This is a genomic window from Polyangium sorediatum, from assembly GCF_029946465.1.
Taxonomy (GTDB): domain Bacteria; phylum Myxococcota_A; class Polyangia; order Polyangiales; family Polyangiaceae; genus Polyangium; species Polyangium fumosum.
In genome coordinates, this window is sequence record NZ_JARZHI010000099.1 from 16,247 (window position 1) to 30,980 (window position 14,734).

The following is a 14,734-nucleotide window of genomic DNA, read 5'->3' on the forward strand; positions in this document are numbered from 1 at the left end:
ATGGGGGGCGCCATGTCGAAACGAACACGTTCATCCCGATCGAACCTCTCTCCGAAGACGAGGCGCGCCGCGCTCTCGTTCGTGCCTCTCCTCCTCGGAGGCATGCTGCTCGCCGGCCAAGGCTGCTTCGCGGGCGCCGATGCCGCCGACAACGGGCTGACGTCGGCCCCGAGCTCCCTCGTCGCGCAGCCCGAGCCCTCGAGGGAGGAATGGCGCGACTTGGCGGATGCCGCGAAATCGATCTCCCTGCCTTCCGCGAGCGCCATCAGCGATATCCCGGATTCCGGGATCCAGAGCGCGGCCCAGGAGCTCTACGACGCGCTTTCGGACTTCCAGGGCGCCGCCTCCGCCGATTACGAGACGCTTCGCGGCGCCGCGGAGCGCGTGAACGCGGCAGGGTCAGGCCTTTTTCAGGCCATCCAGGACGTCGTGGGCGGCGGCGGCGAGGAGCCGGGGCGGGAGCGCATCACCCGCCCGCCGCCCGACGTCGATCCCACCGAGGCGATCGCGCTCGCGCTCGCCGCCTCCGAGCGGGAATACCGCCGGTGCCTGCGGCACACCCTCACGGGCTACACGCTCTGCCTCGCCACGGCCACGACGATCGGGCTGAAGGCGCAGTGCAATGCGAACTTCCTCGCCCTCACGATCGCCTGCGCCGCGGTCGCCTGAAGCTCAGCGCCCGCGTCGCTCGTCGCGGCTGCCCGCGAAGTAGGCTTCGAGCAGCTCGCGGCCGACGATGTTCGCCTTCGTCCGCCAGGTGATGTCGTTCGCCAGCATGACGGCCACGGCGATCTCGGGCTTGTCCGCGGGCGCGAAGGAGGCGAACCACGAGAACATGCGCGCCGGCTTCTTGCCGACGAGCGTGCCCGTCTTCGCGGCCACGGCCATGCCGGGCAGCGCGCGTGTCCCGTCCGCGTGGCGGAACGCTTTGACGCACGTGCCCCGCTTCGTGGTGACCTGGAGCATGCGGTTCAGCGTGCGCGCGACGCGCGGATCGAGGGCGCGGCGCTCGACCACGCGGGCGACGGGCACGCCGGGATCCTTGAGCACGAGCCGCACGCGCTCGCCGCCGTTGGCGATGGTCTGCATCGCGAAGAGCGCGCCGAGCGGCGAGAGCTTTCCGTTCCAGAACCCCGCGGCGGCGCGGGCCATGCCGAAGGGATCGGCCGGGATCTCGACGCGCCCCGCGTGGGCGGGGACGTCGATCGGCACGTCGCCGGCGAACCCGAGCGCGGAGGCCATGCGCCGCAGATCGTCCGGGTCGAGGTGCCGCTTCGCCATCCGCGCGAACACCATGTTGATGCTCTTGCCGAGGGCCTCGCCGAAGGGCGTGCAGGCGCTGCCGCCGCGCCGGTCGAGATCGGCCTCCGTGATGTCGTGCTCGCCGCCCGACCAGCACGCCTCCGTGCCTTCGTTCGCGTGGCCGCCGTCGAGCAGCGCCGCGGCCGTGACGATCTTGAAGAGGCTCGCGCTCGGGGCGTAGGGCTCGGCCACGAAGTCGCGGTTGCCGCGGCTCGCCCAGACGAGGATACGCCCGGTGCGCACGTCCGAGGCGACGATCGCGGCCTCGGGGGCGCCCGAGCGCGCGAGCAGCCGCTCGGCCTCGCGTTGCAGGCGAGGATCGAGCGTCAGGCGCACGGGCTTGGCCTGGCCCCCCACGGCGCCGTAGGCGGCCTCGGACGTGACACGGACGCGGTGGAGGCCGAGCGACGCGGCCTCTGCGTCGGGCGAGCCGACGAGGAGGACGGACGCGAGCGCGGCCGGGGCGAGGAGGGCGCGGATCGGGGACACCACGGGGGGCTATCGATCGAACGGCGCCCGTAGGCCAAGATTTTTGGCATCGGCACCCGGGCCTGCTAGTCGCAAGGCGGGTGGTGGGAGGAGAGAAAGGTCGATGACGAACGCCGGTCGTGGGGACTTGCTCGATCTCGTGGAGCGGGACCGGGTCCACGAATGCGACGGCTACGGCCCGGCGGGGCTCTGCGTGCGGGTGGTCGGCGTCGCGGATCTGCCGACGCGGGTCGGCCGCTTCCAGATCGTCGCCTTCTGGAACAACCGCGACGCGAAGGAACACGTGGCCATGGTGCACGGCGACGTGATGGGCGCCGAGGAGGTGCCCACGCGCCTGCACTCGGAGTGCCTGACGGGCGACGTGATGGGCTCGCTCCGCTGCGATTGTCGGGATCAGCTCCTCGAAGGCCTGCGGCTCATCCAGTCGATGGAGCGCGGCATTTTGCTGTATTTGCGGCAGGAAGGCCGCGGGATCGGGCTCATCAACAAGATCCGGGCCTACGGCCTGCAGGATCAGGGCCTCGACACGGTGGAGGCGAACCTCGCGCTCGGCTTCCGCGACGACGAGCGGGACTACGCGGTGGCGGCGCACATGCTCCAGAGCCTCGTCGTGAAGTCGGTCCGGCTCATCACGAACAACCCGAACAAGATAAGCCAGCTCGAGCAGTACGGCGTGAAGGTGGCGGGCCGGATCCCGCACGTGATCCCGCCGAACGATTACAACAAGTTTTACCTCGCAACGAAGGCGAAGCGCAGCGGCCACTACATCGACATGGAGGGCAAGCCGCACCTCGCCGAGCAGAGTGATCCGGTGATGGTCGACGGGATGGACGGCCCGGCCGAGGAGGACCCGGCCGAGACGGACGCGCGCGGGAAACCTACAGGACCCGCATGAACGCGACGAGGTCGCTCTTCTCCTGATCGGAGAGCTTGAGCTCGAGGACGAGGTTGAAGAACTCGACCGTGTCTTCGAGCGTGAGCAGCCGTCCGTCGTGCAAATAAGGCGGCGAGTCCTTGATGCCGCGCAGCGGGAACGTCTTGATGGCCCCGTCGGCGATGGCGAGCCGCCCGTTGATCAGCGTGGGCGGGAAGAACCGCTCCGTCCGCAGATCGTGCATGAAGTTGTCCGAGTAAATGGGCGCCGGGTGGCAGCTCGCGCATTGCCCCTTGCCGAAAAAGACCTCCTGCCCGCGCATCTCCTCGGGCGTGGCGAGCTTCGGATCGAGCTTCCTGTCGAGGACCCGGAGCTTCGGCGCGGGCGGGAAGTCGAGCAGCTCCTGGAACTCGGCCATGGCCTGCACCTCGCTGCCGCGATCGAGGAAGTGCACGCCCTTCTTCTGGGCGATGACGGGATCCCCGTCGAAATACGCGGCGCGCTGCTCGAACTCCGTGAAATCCTCGATGCTGCGGAGCGCGCGCTGCGAGCCGAAGAGGCGCTGCTGATTCACGCCGCGCAGCGAGGGCGTGTCGATGCGCCGCCGGTGGGATTGCGGGCGGATGTCGCCGACGAGGTGGAATCCGGCGTTGGAATGGCCGTTCGCGTGGCATTCGAAGCACGAGACGCCGAGGGAGGGTTTTGCCGAGCGGCGATCACTCGTCTGGTTGAATTGCTGCTGCGGGAACTGCGAGACGAGCAGCCGGAGGCCGTCGAGCTGCTTCGGGTTCAGGATGCCGTCGAAGAGCTCGAAGAAGTTCTGCGTGGTGACGAGCTGCCCGCGCGAGACGTCGCCGAGCTCCGGCCGGGTCGTGAGGAAGATGGGCGGCGGGAACTCGGGGATGAAATGCTCGGGCAGGTCGAACTCCACGTCGAACCGCTCGAGATCACGGCCCTCCTGCTTCTTGATCTCCGTGATGTGGATCTTCGGGAAGACCATCCCGCCCTCGCCCTGTTTGGCGTGGGGCAGGGGGAAAAAGCCTGCAGGCCAGAGTTTTTTGTCCTTGATCTCGGCGGGCGTCATGCCCGCGAGGGCGCTCCAGGTGACCCCGGCGGGGAGTTTGACGCGGATGCCGGTCTGGATCGGCTTTCCGCGGGACATGGTGACGCCTTTCGAGCTCCGGTTGGCGAGGTCGTACCGCTCGGCGAGCAGGTCCGCCTGGCGGCGCATGACGCCCGACTTCTCGGCCGAGAGCCGCTTCATGATCTGCGCGAAGGGCTCCTCGATGTCGACGGGGGCGTAGCTCGTCTTTCGATCGCCCGGGGCGAGCAAGCCGAGCCGCGGATCGAGCGTGAGGGCCGCATCGGGGGAAGCCGCGCCCGCTGCAGCCCCGGGCTTCGGGCCGGCCTGCGGCTCGGCGATGGCTTGTCCAGGCATTCCCGCCGAGCAAGCCGCGCCCGCGGCGAAAATGAGCCCCAAGAGAAGGGAAGGATGAGACAACCGCATCGAATCCTCCTGCTGACTTCGACTGTTCGGCTTGGATGCCGCACGCCGGACCCGCGTAGCGCCAGAAAAAACGGAAAGGAGGAGGAAGGGGGAAGGGGGAAGACGCGCGGGATCTTCGAGAAAAACGAGGCAGAAGGAAACGACCGGGACGGGTCCGCGCGCGGGACCCCGGGCTTTACCGCGTCGACCGCTTCGTTCCGATCGTAGCGACCAGCGCCCCGACGACGATGAGCCCGCACGAGACGGCGAGCGTGACGCTCGGCTTTGCATGGCCTGCGAGCACCAAAATGGCGGTCGAGAGCACCGGAGCCGCATACGACGCGACGCCGAGGAGGCGGATGTCGCCGCGCTTGACGCCGATATCCCACACATAAAAAGCAATGCCGACCGGGCCGATGCCGAGCGCGAGGAGCGCGAGCCATTGCGTTGTGTTTTGAGGCCAAACCGTCGTTTCGAAGGCGAGGTGGCCGAGCAAGCTGAGGGCGGAGGTCGCGAGGCAAAAGCCGGCCACGGCGTCGGTCGGCACCTCGCCAAAGCGCCGGGAGAGGACGGAGTACCCCGACCACACGAAGGCCGCCGCGAAGGCGCACGCATACCCCGGTAGGTACTCCGTCCGGGCGTCGAGGGCGCCGCGGCCGAGGAAAAGGACGAGAATGCCGGCGAAGCCGAGGAGCGCGCCCAGGAGATGGGACGCGCGGAGCCGCTCGCCGGGCAGGAACGACGAAAACAGCACGATGAGCAGGGGCCAGAAGTAGTTGATGAGGCCGGATTCGGCGGGCGGCGCCCATCGCAGAGCCGCAAAGTAGAGGGCGTGGTATCCGAAGAGGCCGCCCGTGCCGAGGGCCCAGACAAGCGGGGGTTGGCGGAGGGATCGGATGGCGTGGGGCCGACGGAGCCACGTCACGACGCCGACGAGGCCGCCGACGAGGAAGGTCATGGCGGCGAGCTGGAAGGGCGGGACGGTGCCCGAGGCCGCGGTGAAGAGCGCGAGGAGCGACCAGAGGAGGACGGCCGAAAAGCCGGCGGCGGTGGCGGTGCGGGGGGTCATGCAATCGCGGGCGGAAGCTAGCACGAGGCAAGCAGCAGGCTCGCGGCTCGGCCGAGGCGGCGCGAGGGGTCGAGCTGCGCGAATGACAGAAATTGGGCGGGAGGGGCGCAAACGGGGATGATGGCGGGGGGCGGCCAGGGAGGCAGCGATGACCGGCAAGACAGGGGGCGACCGAGGCGGGTTGCGGCAGGGCGCGCGTCCGCAACATCCGGCGAAGGCAGCGCAGCCGAAGCCTGCACCCGCGGCGGCTGGACCGCGCGCCCCACATCCGGCGAAGGTGGCGCAGCCGAAGCCTACGCCCGCGGCGGCCGGACCGCGCGCCCCACATCCGGCGAAGGTGGCGCAGCCGAAGCCTACGCCCGCGGCAGCGACGTCGCGCGCGCCGCACCCGGCCGCGGTCGTGCAGCGGAGAGCGGCGCACCCGCCCCACGCTGCGGCCGCCCCTCCACCACGCGCGGAGGGGCAGCCGGTGGCCCAGCCGTTCGGAGCGATGGCGGTCGCCGCGGCGCCCTACGTTGGAGGCGCGATGGTCCTCGGGGGGCTCGCGTATGGGGCCTATCGCCTCCTGTACGGCGGGGGCGGCGGGGGTCTCGATCTTCCCCGGGGCAACCTCCGGGACGACGCCCCGGAGGTCCGGCTCCGCTGGGCGGACCTCTTCGCCAACCCCCCGCAGTTCCTGGGCGCTCGGGAGATGACGCCCGAGGCGCGTTTCATGCCCGCCGGCCCGGTCGAATCCGTCGGGACCCAATCGATTGCCCGGGTCTTCACGTACAACTGCGAAGGCCGACACACCGACCTCGTCGAGGCGCTGGGGGGTCGGGCCGTGGGTGTGAAGGTCCTCCAGGCGGGCACGAACACGTCACGCGAGGCCGTCTTCGTGCCCTGGGCGCAGAACCAGGCCCATCGCGTCACGCTGAACAACCAGATGGACGTGTTCATGACCGACCCCTTGAACGGATGCGGCATCTTGATCGCCGGCAACCGCAACGGGCCCACCGTGATCCACGCGAATTACTACATCGGGCCGGAGGACCCAGGGATCGCCGAGGCCGCGCAGCTCGCCAACCGGACCCCCCGGGAGCATTGCAACCACCTGCGCGAAGCGGCCTACGACGAGCTCGCGCAACACCTCAATCTGAACAACCACGACCTCTTCTCCCCCAGGGCGTATTACGCGAACGGGCTTGGCGCGCGTGTGTTCGGGATACGCACGAACGATGGGTGGACGTTTTATGCCACGACGCGCGCAGGTCAGAACACGGTGACGGCGCGCATCTGGCCGGCGTGAGCGGGGGGACGTGGTACCCGCCCTGGCTTTGCAACGATGGCTCGGCCCGTGATACCCTCCGGAGCCTATGAAAAGGCGTGGCCTCGGCTGGAGCGCACTCGTTTTGTTCACTTGGTTCTCCTGGGTGGGTGCCGCGCGGGCCGACGTCCTGCCGGAACCCTCGCGGCCGAAGGACTGGGACGAACATCCCGCCCCCACGCCCGATGTACCCCTCGAGGACGCGCTGGCGCGCCGGCTCTTGCCGCTGCTCGCCCTCGGGATGGCGGGAGGATCGGCGCTCGTCGCGTTGAAGCGTGCGCGCATCCACGTCAACGCGAGGCGCGGGTCATGAGGCGATTCCCGGAGGAGGGTCGCTTCGACGTGCGCGGCAATCCGGACGAAGTCGCCAGCGCCCGTCGCGTGCTCTGGAAGTATACACGGCTCTGGTACCGGCCCGGTCTCTCGAAGAAAAAAGCCTACTGGCTCCTCGGCAGCGACCGGCAAGCGGGTGGACAAGTGTACATTCATCCGCGCGGCGAGGCGTACGCCTGGGAGGAGGACCTCGCGATCGAGACCGTCGCGCGGCGCGTGCAGGCGCTCGCGTCGCCGTACACCGTGCCGGTGTTGCAGGTGGGCCCGGGCATCGTCTTTGCGGCGCCTCCGCCCGTCTGCCCCCGGCCATCTCTGCCGATCGAAGCAGCGGCAGCGTGCGCATTGCAGGCGTGCGACGTCATGGCGCGCCTGCACGAGCAAGGCTGTGGTCGGCTCGGGTTTGGTCCGTCGCACCTGCGCCTCGTCGAGCAGAGCGGAGGCCTTCAGATTCGGTGGCTCGTTCCAGGCGTGGCCGACCTCGATTTGCTCGAGGCGCTCGAGGCGCTCGCGATCGAGGACGACTGCGAGGCGGAAGCCATGCATCCGCGCTGGCGCTCGAACGTCGATCCCATCCAGCACGACCTTTGGCAGCTCGCATTTTTCTTTTTCTCGTTGCTCGCGATGGACATGCGTACCCAGGGCGCCTTCGAACCGGACCGGCGAGAGGCGCTCCGGACGCTGACGCAGATCCGCGACGGAGGACCCGAAGCGGGAGGAATCCATGACGCCGCCGCCATGGCCGGTCTCTTCGCCGTCCTCGCACATTTGCCGCGCGCGGGCGCCGAGCCTTTGCCGGTCGTGCGCGTCTTGCCTCGGCTTTATCCCGACTGGGACGAGGTCATCGTCGAAGGCGAGGCCATGCTCGAGGAGGCATTGCTGCAACGCGAGCGCGGTTCACATCGAGACTGGGTCTATTCCGTGAAGCTTCCGCTTGCGGCCGCTTACCACCAGCGCGCGAGCCGAACCTGGGCGCGAGGTGATGTCGGAGCGGCCCTCGGCGACGTCGATCGGGCCCTCGCCCTCGACGATCATGCCCCCTACCACACGACCCGCGCGGTCCTGCTCGATATGCTGGATCGCCGCACGGAGGCCCGTGCAGCCATCGCCACCGCCTTCAAGGTCGATGCACGCCAACCCCCCTGGGGCGAGCAAGACACCGACAACAACGCGAAGAACGTGGAGCGGGCGCGCGCGCACCTGACGCGCGGCATCCTCGCATTGCGCGAGAGATCACTCGATGCGGCGGAGGCGGATCTTCGTCGGGCCGAAGAGCTCGACCCCACCCCTGCGTCCGCCCGTGCACGGGCCGCGGTGCGGCGAGCGCGCGAAAGGACGCGACCAGGTTGAGCGGGACTGGCTGCTCGCCTGCTGGCCGGCAAGCCCGTGGGGTCGTTTTATCGGTGGGGTTGATCGCGTCGATCGATCGGCCACGAGGTGGTCGATGAAGAGAAAAGGGGGTTCACCTCCGCGTCGAAAATCCCCCTGCACCCTCCGACCGCATATACGCGCGCAGCGCGTCCCGCAGCGTCGCCCGCGTCGTCAGCTCCTTCAGGCCCGCGTCGAACGCCACCATCGTCTGCGCAACGGCCGCGCGAATCCCCGTGATCACCACGCTCGCCCCGAGCAGCCGCGTCGCGCCGACAATCCGCATGATGCGCTCGCCCGTTTCGGAATCGACGCTCTCCACCCCCGTCAAATCAAGGATCACCTGGCGGCACGAAGCGGAGCCAATCCGATGCAGCACCCGCTCCATGATCTCCTCGCCCCGCCGCGCGTCGAGCACCCCCACCAGCGGGACCGCGATCACCCCGTACCAGACCTCGATGATCGGCGCCGACAGCGCATGGATCACCTCCTCCTGCTGGCTGATGACCGCGCGCTGGTCGAGAGCCTCCTGCTCCCTGCGCTCCTGCTCGGCGCGACTCAAACGAACGAGCGCCTCATTCGCGTGCCGTAGCTCCGCCGTCCGCTCCTCCACCTGCCGCTCCAGCTCCCCATACAACCGCGCATTCTCGATCGCGATCGCAGCCTGCGTGCAGATGAGCCCCACCACCTCGACCCGCGCAGGCGTGAAGGCTCCCCGCGCGAGGTCATTCTCCAGATAAATCACGCCCGAAAGCCGACCTTTGCCGATGATGGGCGCAGCCAGCGCCGAGCGCGGAGGCGCGTCCACGAGGTAAGGGTCGAGCGCAAAGGGGCCATCCTGCACGCGATCCTCCAGGAGCACGCTCTCACGCGTGCGCGCCACGTACGCGAGCACGGTCGCAGGCAGATCCGAGCGTTGCCCGAGATCTCGCTCGATCGCCGTCGATGCAGGCGCGTCTTCCTCGCCAAACGCGCGCTGCTCCGCTTCGACGACGAGGCTGCCATCCCGCAAAAGGAGCAAGACCCCGCGCCGCGCGCCGGCGTTCTCCAGCGCCACGCGCAAGAGGGCGTCGATCAATCGGGGCAGCACAATCTCGCCCGAGATCGCTTGCGCCGCCTTGAGCACCGACCCGATGTCCAGGGCGTCCGCCGAAGGCGCAGGCGTGCTCGGCAAGGGCGCGTCGAACGTCTCGTCGCGCGCGACAAGCTCGGGATAGGCGCGGGCGAGGCGGCGCGAGGCAATGGTTGCGCCCCAGCGGGCATAGAGCCGGCGCGCCTCGCTGAGGTGAGCGCGCGCGAGCGTCCTTTTCCCGGCGTCCATCCAGTGCCTCGCGCACAGCTCGTTCGCGAGCGCCTCGTCATGGATGTAGCCGCCGCGATGCGCGAGCGAGATCGCAGTGTCGTAGAGTTCCGCCGTCACGAACCTGTCTTCGCCGCGGGCGCGGGCGAGCTCGGCGCGAACCAAGGCCGCGCGGTGGGCGAAGTTTTCCGGACAGATCTCCGCCCAAGCATCGAGCTTCTCCGCGTAGGCCGCGGCGCGCGAGAGCATGACCGCGCGCTCTTCAGGCGCGGCGCTCGTCGCGGCGCGCGCGAGCGCGAGGGCCGCGTAGGCGCGGAACACAGGCGTGCCGTGCCAGACCGCGATGCTGACGAGCTCGGGGTTCGACGCGAGCACGACGCGCGCCGCCTCCTCGAAGGCGCCCTGGAAGACGAGCAAAAAGACGATGTAGAGCTGCGCGAAGAAGAACGCGCTTTCGTTCTTGATCCGGCGACACGCGGCCATGACCTCCTCGATGTCCACGAGGGGCCCGACAAGGCGGCAGGGGTCGTCTGTCTCGACCGAGAGGTTGTAGGCGATCTGTCCGGCCGCGCCGGCCATCCAGGTGATCGCGTCGAAGCGGTCGAGCTTGCGGATCGGCTGGTAGCTCTTCGCCTCGGCGAGGATGTCCTCGATGGGCAAACCGCGCAGGAAGCTGTTCGTGACGGCGTTGACCGTGTTGTAGAACGCCCAGATGTACTGGCCTGTCTCCAGGCCCGCGTCCTTGCCCCTGATCAACGTGTCCCAGCAAGCGCTGTAGCCGTCTCCCCAGTACTGGACGAAGCCACCCCACATGTTGCGGATCATCGCTTCGTTCTTCTTGTCGCCGAGCCTCTCGCCGAGCCTGACAGCGATGCGGCCAAGCTCGTAGCCGAGCTTGATATGCCCGCGGACGCACAAGAGCATGCCGAAATTGAGACAGCCGTAGGTCGTGCTTCGCGACAACCCGTGGCGGTAGGACAGCTCGAGGATCTTGGCGATGCTGATGCTGAAGTTGTTTGTCGCGAGGAAGTACGTCGGCGCGAACAGCTCCTCCAGGACCTCGAGCAGCGCGGCGATCTCGGGGTCCTCGAGCGGCGGCAGGTCGAGGAGCGCTTCGGGCGAGCGCTCGACGACGAGGTCGAGTGCCACGCGCATCTGCTCCTCGAGCGTCGCTTCGTCCGGGAACGCGGGCAGGTCGAGGCCGAAGGAGTGCATCACCACGAGCCCCTCGGCGAGCGCCGCGGGCAGGTCGTTCTTGAGCACCTGCGCTTTCATCTTGAGCCGCAGGATCTCGGTTCGAGCGAGCCTCGTCGTGGCGCGCTCGAGGGCCTCTCCGAGCGCGGCGAGCGCGTCATCGTGATGGCCGAGCAAGGACAGCGTGACGCCGAGCTTCCTCGCGTAGGCGAGGCGGAGTTGATGCTTCGACGTCCAGGCATCTTCGGGGAGGCATTGCAGGCCGAGTTCGAGGAAGCTGCGCGCGGCGCCAAACGCGGCGGATTCTTCGGCTCGCGTGGCGGCGACGAGGTTCATTCGGGCGAGCGTCTCGCGTTCGTGTGGATCGTCGATGAGCTCGAGCGCGCTGTTCAGGTGGCCAACCACGTCGAAGAGGTTGCGGCTCTCGGACAAGGGCGTGCTCTCGGCGAGCAGCCTGCCGATGCGCAGGTGGAACGCGGGCCGGCCAGAGGCCGGGATCATCGCGTACGCGCCTTCCTGGACCTTGTCGTGAGCGAAGCGGTAGCCGTTGCGGCCTGGGATGATGAGCCCTTCCGCGGCGGCGGGCTCGAGGCGGCCGTAGGCCTGTTCGTGCGTACATTCGAGCACGGTGGCGAGCACGCCGAGGTCGAACTCGCTCCCGATGGCGGCGGCGAGGCGGAGGGCTTCCTGCGTGGTTTTCGGCAGGCGGGCGATGGTGCGCACCATCAGATCGACGACGTTTTCGCTGTAGGCGAGCTCGTCGAGTCGCTTGAGGTCCCAGTCGAAACCCGTCCCGGGCTTGAAGGTGAGCACGCCGTGGTCGCCGAGCGAGAGCAAGAAGCGGCGGACGAAGAAGGGGTTGCCGGCGGTTTTTTTGAGGATGGCGTCGGCGAGCGGGCCGGTGTCCGAGCGCCGCAGGCTGTCGCTGAGCAAGTCGACGATGTGACGACGCTCGAGCGGGCCGAGGACGATGTCGCAGACGGAGAGACCTGCGCGTTTGTGCTCTTCGAGCGCCGCGATGAACGGGTGGGCGGGGGAGACTTCGTTGTCGCGGTAGGCGCCGCAGAAGAAAAACGACTCGAGGGAGTCGTCGGCGAGCAGGGCGCGCAGGAGGTCGAGGCTCGCGAGGTCGATCCACTGCAAGTCGTCGAGGAAAAACACGAGCGGGTGGGCCCTGCGCGCGACGACCGAGACGAACTGCACGAAGCATCGGCTCAGGCGGTTTTGCGCCTCGACGGGTCCGAGCGCGGGCACGACTGGCTGCGGGCCGAGCAGGTGTGCCATCGAAGGCAGGACGTCGCAGATGACCTGGCCGTTTTGTCCGAGCGCCTCGAGCCATGCGCGCTGCCAGGCTTGGATCCGCTCGGTGCTCTCGGTGAGGATCTGCCGCACGAGGCCGTCGAAGGCCTGGATGATGGCGCTGTAGGGGGTGTCGCGGTTGAACTGATCGAATTTGCCGCTCGTGTAGTAGCCCTTCGCGCGGGCGAGTGGCTTGAGGATCTCGTGCACGAGCGAGGATTTGCCGATGCCCGAGTAACCGGAGACGAGGACGATGGAGCGTTCGCCGCCGAGCGAGCGTGTGAAGGTCGAGGTGAGCGCGTCGATGTCGCGCTCGCGACCGTAGAGCTTCTGGTGGATGCGCAGCCCGCCTTCGTGGTCGTGCTCGGCGGGCGTGAAGGGGGAGATCGTGCCGAGGGTCTCGAGCTCGTGGCGACAGCGGCGCAGGTCGGCGAGCAGGCCTTCGGCGCTTTGGTAGCGGTCTTCGGCGTTTTTCTCGAGCAGCTTGAGGACGAGAGGCGAGAGGGTCTCGGGCACCGCGCTGTCGATGTGCGCGGGGGGTTTGGCCTGAAGGGCGAGGTGCGCGTGGATGAGCTCCATGGGCTCGCGGGCTTCGAAGGGGCGACGACCGGTGAGGGCTTCGTAGAGGATGATGCCGAGGGCGTAGAGATCGGCGCGGTGGTCGACGCTGCGGTTCATGCGGCCGGTTTGCTCGGGCGCGGTGTAGGGCAGGACGTCGTGGAGGACCTCGTACGCGTAGAGTCGCTCGTGTGCGCGCGTGACCTCGGCGTCGACGCCGGAGCCGGTGAGCTTGAGCGCGCCTGCATCGCCGACGAGGATGTTCTGGGGGCGGACATCGCGGTGGGTGATGCCGCGTCCATGCAGGGCGGCGAGGGCTTCGGCGATCGCGGTGGCGATGGCGAGGGCCTCGGAGACGGGGAGCTTGTTGCCTGGGCGCGCGGCGAGGGTGTGGGCGAGGGTTTGGCCTGGGAAGTGTTCGCGTATGACGATGAGGCTGTCTTCACGCGCCTCGACGCCGAGGACGGAGACGAGGCTTTGCGAGCTGAGCTGCGCGAGTTGCGCGTACTCGTGTTTGAATCGCGCGATCTCGGCGCTCCGGGCGCGTCCGATGGACAGGCTTTGGAGCACGACGGGCAGGCCGTCCTGCACCCGTTGCGCGCGAAACGTCTTCGCGAACGGCGTTACTTCGACGCGTTCGAAGGCTGTATACCCTGCAATGTCGAGCATCAAGAAGTCCACCGAAGAGTGACCGAGGAAACGTCTCGGGCAGGTCGGGGCGATGCCCTCCGCTCGAGCGAAACAACGACCTTACCAAACTTTGCGGGATGGGGCGTTGAAGTCGTTGCGCCATTCAAGGCGTATGCTGGGCTACGTGCCCCGCAGCGTCGACGCGTGCGGCCGAGGAGCGCTGGTGAAGGAATGGGGGGCGGAGGCGGGAGCGGGAGCGGGAGCGGGAGCGGGAGCGGGAGCGGGAGGGGGAGCGGGAGCGGGAGCGGCAACAGGAATCTGGTTGTGTACCGTTCTTGAGGAAGGCGGGGGCAGGCCGAGCGTCAGGTGGGCGGTGGACCTTGCCAGGTGTGGCGACCGCCATGGCGGAGGGTGGCGGCCGCCAGGGAAGATCGGGGAAGTGCTCGGTCATCGGCGTCCCTTTCGTTTGGCATGGCGCGCGCGATGGGGACGCGCGTGGGGCCTTCCGGTTCGCTTTCTGCACTGCATGGCGACGGCGACCGCTACGAGCGGCATCGACCTGAGGAGACGGTTCTCTACCGAGTCGTGCGTTCGTATTGGGACTCGTTTCGGGAGCGCGTGGAGCCGATTGGGAGTTTGCCGCGATTCGTCGTGCGCGAGGTCGAGGAGTATCTGCGCTGCGGGATTCTCGAATACGGCTTCATGCGCGTGGAATGCGAAGGGTGCGGATTCGAGCGACTGGTCGCATTTTCGTGCAAGCGACGTGGGTTCTGTCCATCATGCCTCGGACGGCGGATGAGCGATGGCGCTGTGCATCTGACCGAGGAGGTATTGCCGGAGGTACTATGACAGGGAATTGTGTGCGGCGGTGGTGGGCGCGTTCGTGGAGGAGCTATTGAGATCGTATCGATGGCGCGTGAAGCGTATGTTTGGCCTTTCGAGCGTTGAAGATGCGTTTCCCGGAGCCGTGACAGTCATCCAGCGATTCGACTCGGCGCTGCGGCTGAACGTGCATGCGCATACGCTCGTGCTGGATGGTGTGTACGTGCGGCGCGCGGGTATGGATGGAGAATGCTTGTCGTTTCTGCGGCTGTCAGCGCCGACGGAGGGTGAGGTCCAGAATGTCTCCGAGCGGACCGCAAAGCGGGTGGCGGCGATATTGAAGAACTGGGGCCGCTCGATCGAAGGCCTATCTGGCGGTGAAGTGGGAGACGATATCGAGCCTGCGCTTATGGCTTGTTATGACGTGGCGGCGCGAGCGCCTGCGCTGCGCGTGGTGGAGCCGAGCCGAATACGTGAGGATGAGCGTGTAGCTGTCGTGATGGGTTTCAACGTCCACGCGGGAGCGGCGATCGATGGTCGGGATCGGAAACGCGTGGAGCGGGTGTGCCGGTACCTGGTGGGTAACCGCCCGGCCAACTACATCCCCCAGCGCCGCGCCCGGCACCGGCGCTGTCCGCGCCCCGGCCGGGTCTGTCGACACTCGCGCGGCGCTCTCGCCGCCCGTCAGCCTTCCGACGTCGCCAGGC

General features: G+C 68.3%; 11 protein-coding genes. 7 read left to right on the forward strand and 4 right to left on the reverse strand.

Annotation, left to right across the window (positions count from 1 at the left end; translation table 11 throughout):
* Positions 1-12: 12 nt before the first annotated feature.
* Positions 13-669 (forward strand): hypothetical protein, encoded by a 657-nt coding sequence (locus QHF89_RS45930; RefSeq protein ID WP_136972775.1) that lies wholly within the window; start codon positions 13-15, stop codon positions 667-669.
* 3 nt (positions 670-672) lie between these two features.
* Here the strand turns inward: QHF89_RS45930 and QHF89_RS45935 are convergent, their stop codons facing one another.
* On the reverse strand, positions 673-1,791 hold the full coding sequence (locus QHF89_RS45935) for a penicillin-binding transpeptidase domain-containing protein (RefSeq protein ID WP_284721821.1): 1,119 nt from the start codon (positions 1,789-1,791) through the stop codon (positions 673-675).
* 103 nt (positions 1,792-1,894) lie between these two features.
* Here QHF89_RS45935 and ribA point away from each other — a divergent pair, with 103 nt between their 5' ends.
* Positions 1,895-2,686 carry a GTP cyclohydrolase II gene (ribA, locus tag QHF89_RS45940; RefSeq protein WP_136972776.1) on the forward strand — a complete coding sequence of 264 codons (792 nt, stop codon included), beginning with the start codon at positions 1,895-1,897 and terminating at the stop codon, positions 2,684-2,686.
* On the opposite strand, the gene QHF89_RS45945 is transcribed toward ribA, so the two are convergent.
* Both QHF89_RS45945 and yddG read right to left on the reverse strand, forming a co-directional pair.
* A complete protein-coding gene (locus QHF89_RS45945; protein ID WP_284721822.1) occupies positions 2,670-4,172 on the reverse strand; it encodes a cytochrome B6 in 1,503 nt (500 codons plus the stop codon). The genes ribA and QHF89_RS45945 overlap by 17 nt on opposite strands.
* A gap of 175 nt (positions 4,173-4,347) precedes the next feature.
* The gene (yddG, locus tag QHF89_RS45950; protein ID WP_136972777.1) at positions 4,348-5,220 is read right to left on the reverse strand and encodes an aromatic amino acid exporter YddG; all 873 of its coding nucleotides are present in this window, start codon (positions 5,218-5,220) and stop codon (positions 4,348-4,350) included.
* A 148-nt stretch (positions 5,221-5,368) separates the two neighbouring features.
* On the opposite strand from yddG, the gene QHF89_RS45955 reads away from it, so the two are divergent.
* The 3 genes from QHF89_RS45955 (at position 5,369) to QHF89_RS45965 (ending at position 8,206) form a co-directional block, all read left to right on the forward strand.
* Entirely contained in the window at positions 5,369-6,508 is a 1,140-nt protein-coding gene (locus tag QHF89_RS45955; protein WP_136972778.1) for a hypothetical protein, read from the forward strand.
* Between the two features lie 67 nt (positions 6,509-6,575).
* Positions 6,576-6,839, forward strand: coding sequence for a hypothetical protein (locus QHF89_RS45960; RefSeq protein WP_136972779.1), 264 nt, complete (start codon positions 6,576-6,578; stop codon positions 6,837-6,839).
* Positions 6,836-8,206 carry a hypothetical protein gene (locus QHF89_RS45965; protein ID WP_136972780.1) on the forward strand — a complete coding sequence of 457 codons (1,371 nt, stop codon included), beginning with the start codon at positions 6,836-6,838 and terminating at the stop codon, positions 8,204-8,206. The genes QHF89_RS45960 and QHF89_RS45965 overlap by 4 nt, the downstream gene beginning before the upstream one ends.
* Positions 8,207-8,318: 112 nt before the next feature.
* Here the strand turns inward: QHF89_RS45965 and QHF89_RS45970 are convergent, their stop codons facing one another.
* On the reverse strand, positions 8,319-13,256 hold the full coding sequence (locus tag QHF89_RS45970; RefSeq protein WP_284721823.1) for an AAA family ATPase: 4,938 nt from the start codon (positions 13,254-13,256) through the stop codon (positions 8,319-8,321).
* Between the two features lie 420 nt (positions 13,257-13,676).
* On the opposite strand from QHF89_RS45970, the gene QHF89_RS45975 reads away from it, so the two are divergent.
* A complete protein-coding gene (locus tag QHF89_RS45975; protein WP_136972782.1) occupies positions 13,677-14,054 on the forward strand; it encodes a transposase zinc-binding domain-containing protein in 378 nt (125 codons plus the stop codon).
* Positions 14,055-14,130: 76 nt separating this feature from the next.
* Positions 14,131-14,734, forward strand: a 604-nt coding sequence (locus tag QHF89_RS45980; protein ID WP_284721824.1) for a transposase, incomplete at its 3' end; no start/stop codon positions are given.

What these genes read in the sequence shown, in the direction of transcription:
- QHF89_RS45930 (WP_136972775.1), top strand. Translation starts at nt 13, where the DNA reads ATGTCGAAACGAACACGTTCATCCCGATCGAACCTCTCTCCGAAGACG.
- QHF89_RS45945 (WP_284721822.1), bottom strand. Translation starts at nt 4,172, where the DNA reads ATGCGGTTGTCTCATCCTTCCCTTCTCTTGGGGCTCATTTTCGCCGCG.
- QHF89_RS45965 (WP_136972780.1), top strand. Translation starts at nt 6,836, where the DNA reads ATGAGGCGATTCCCGGAGGAGGGTCGCTTCGACGTGCGCGGCAATCCG.
- QHF89_RS45960 (WP_136972779.1), top strand. Translation starts at nt 6,576, where the DNA reads ATGAAAAGGCGTGGCCTCGGCTGGAGCGCACTCGTTTTGTTCACTTGG.
- yddG (WP_136972777.1), bottom strand. Translation starts at nt 5,220, where the DNA reads ATGACCCCCCGCACCGCCACCGCCGCCGGCTTTTCGGCCGTCCTCCTC.
- QHF89_RS45955 (WP_136972778.1), top strand. Translation starts at nt 5,369, where the DNA reads ATGACCGGCAAGACAGGGGGCGACCGAGGCGGGTTGCGGCAGGGCGCG.
- QHF89_RS45975 (WP_136972782.1), top strand. Translation starts at nt 13,677, where the DNA reads ATGGCGCGCGCGATGGGGACGCGCGTGGGGCCTTCCGGTTCGCTTTCT.
- ribA (WP_136972776.1), top strand. Translation starts at nt 1,895, where the DNA reads ATGACGAACGCCGGTCGTGGGGACTTGCTCGATCTCGTGGAGCGGGAC.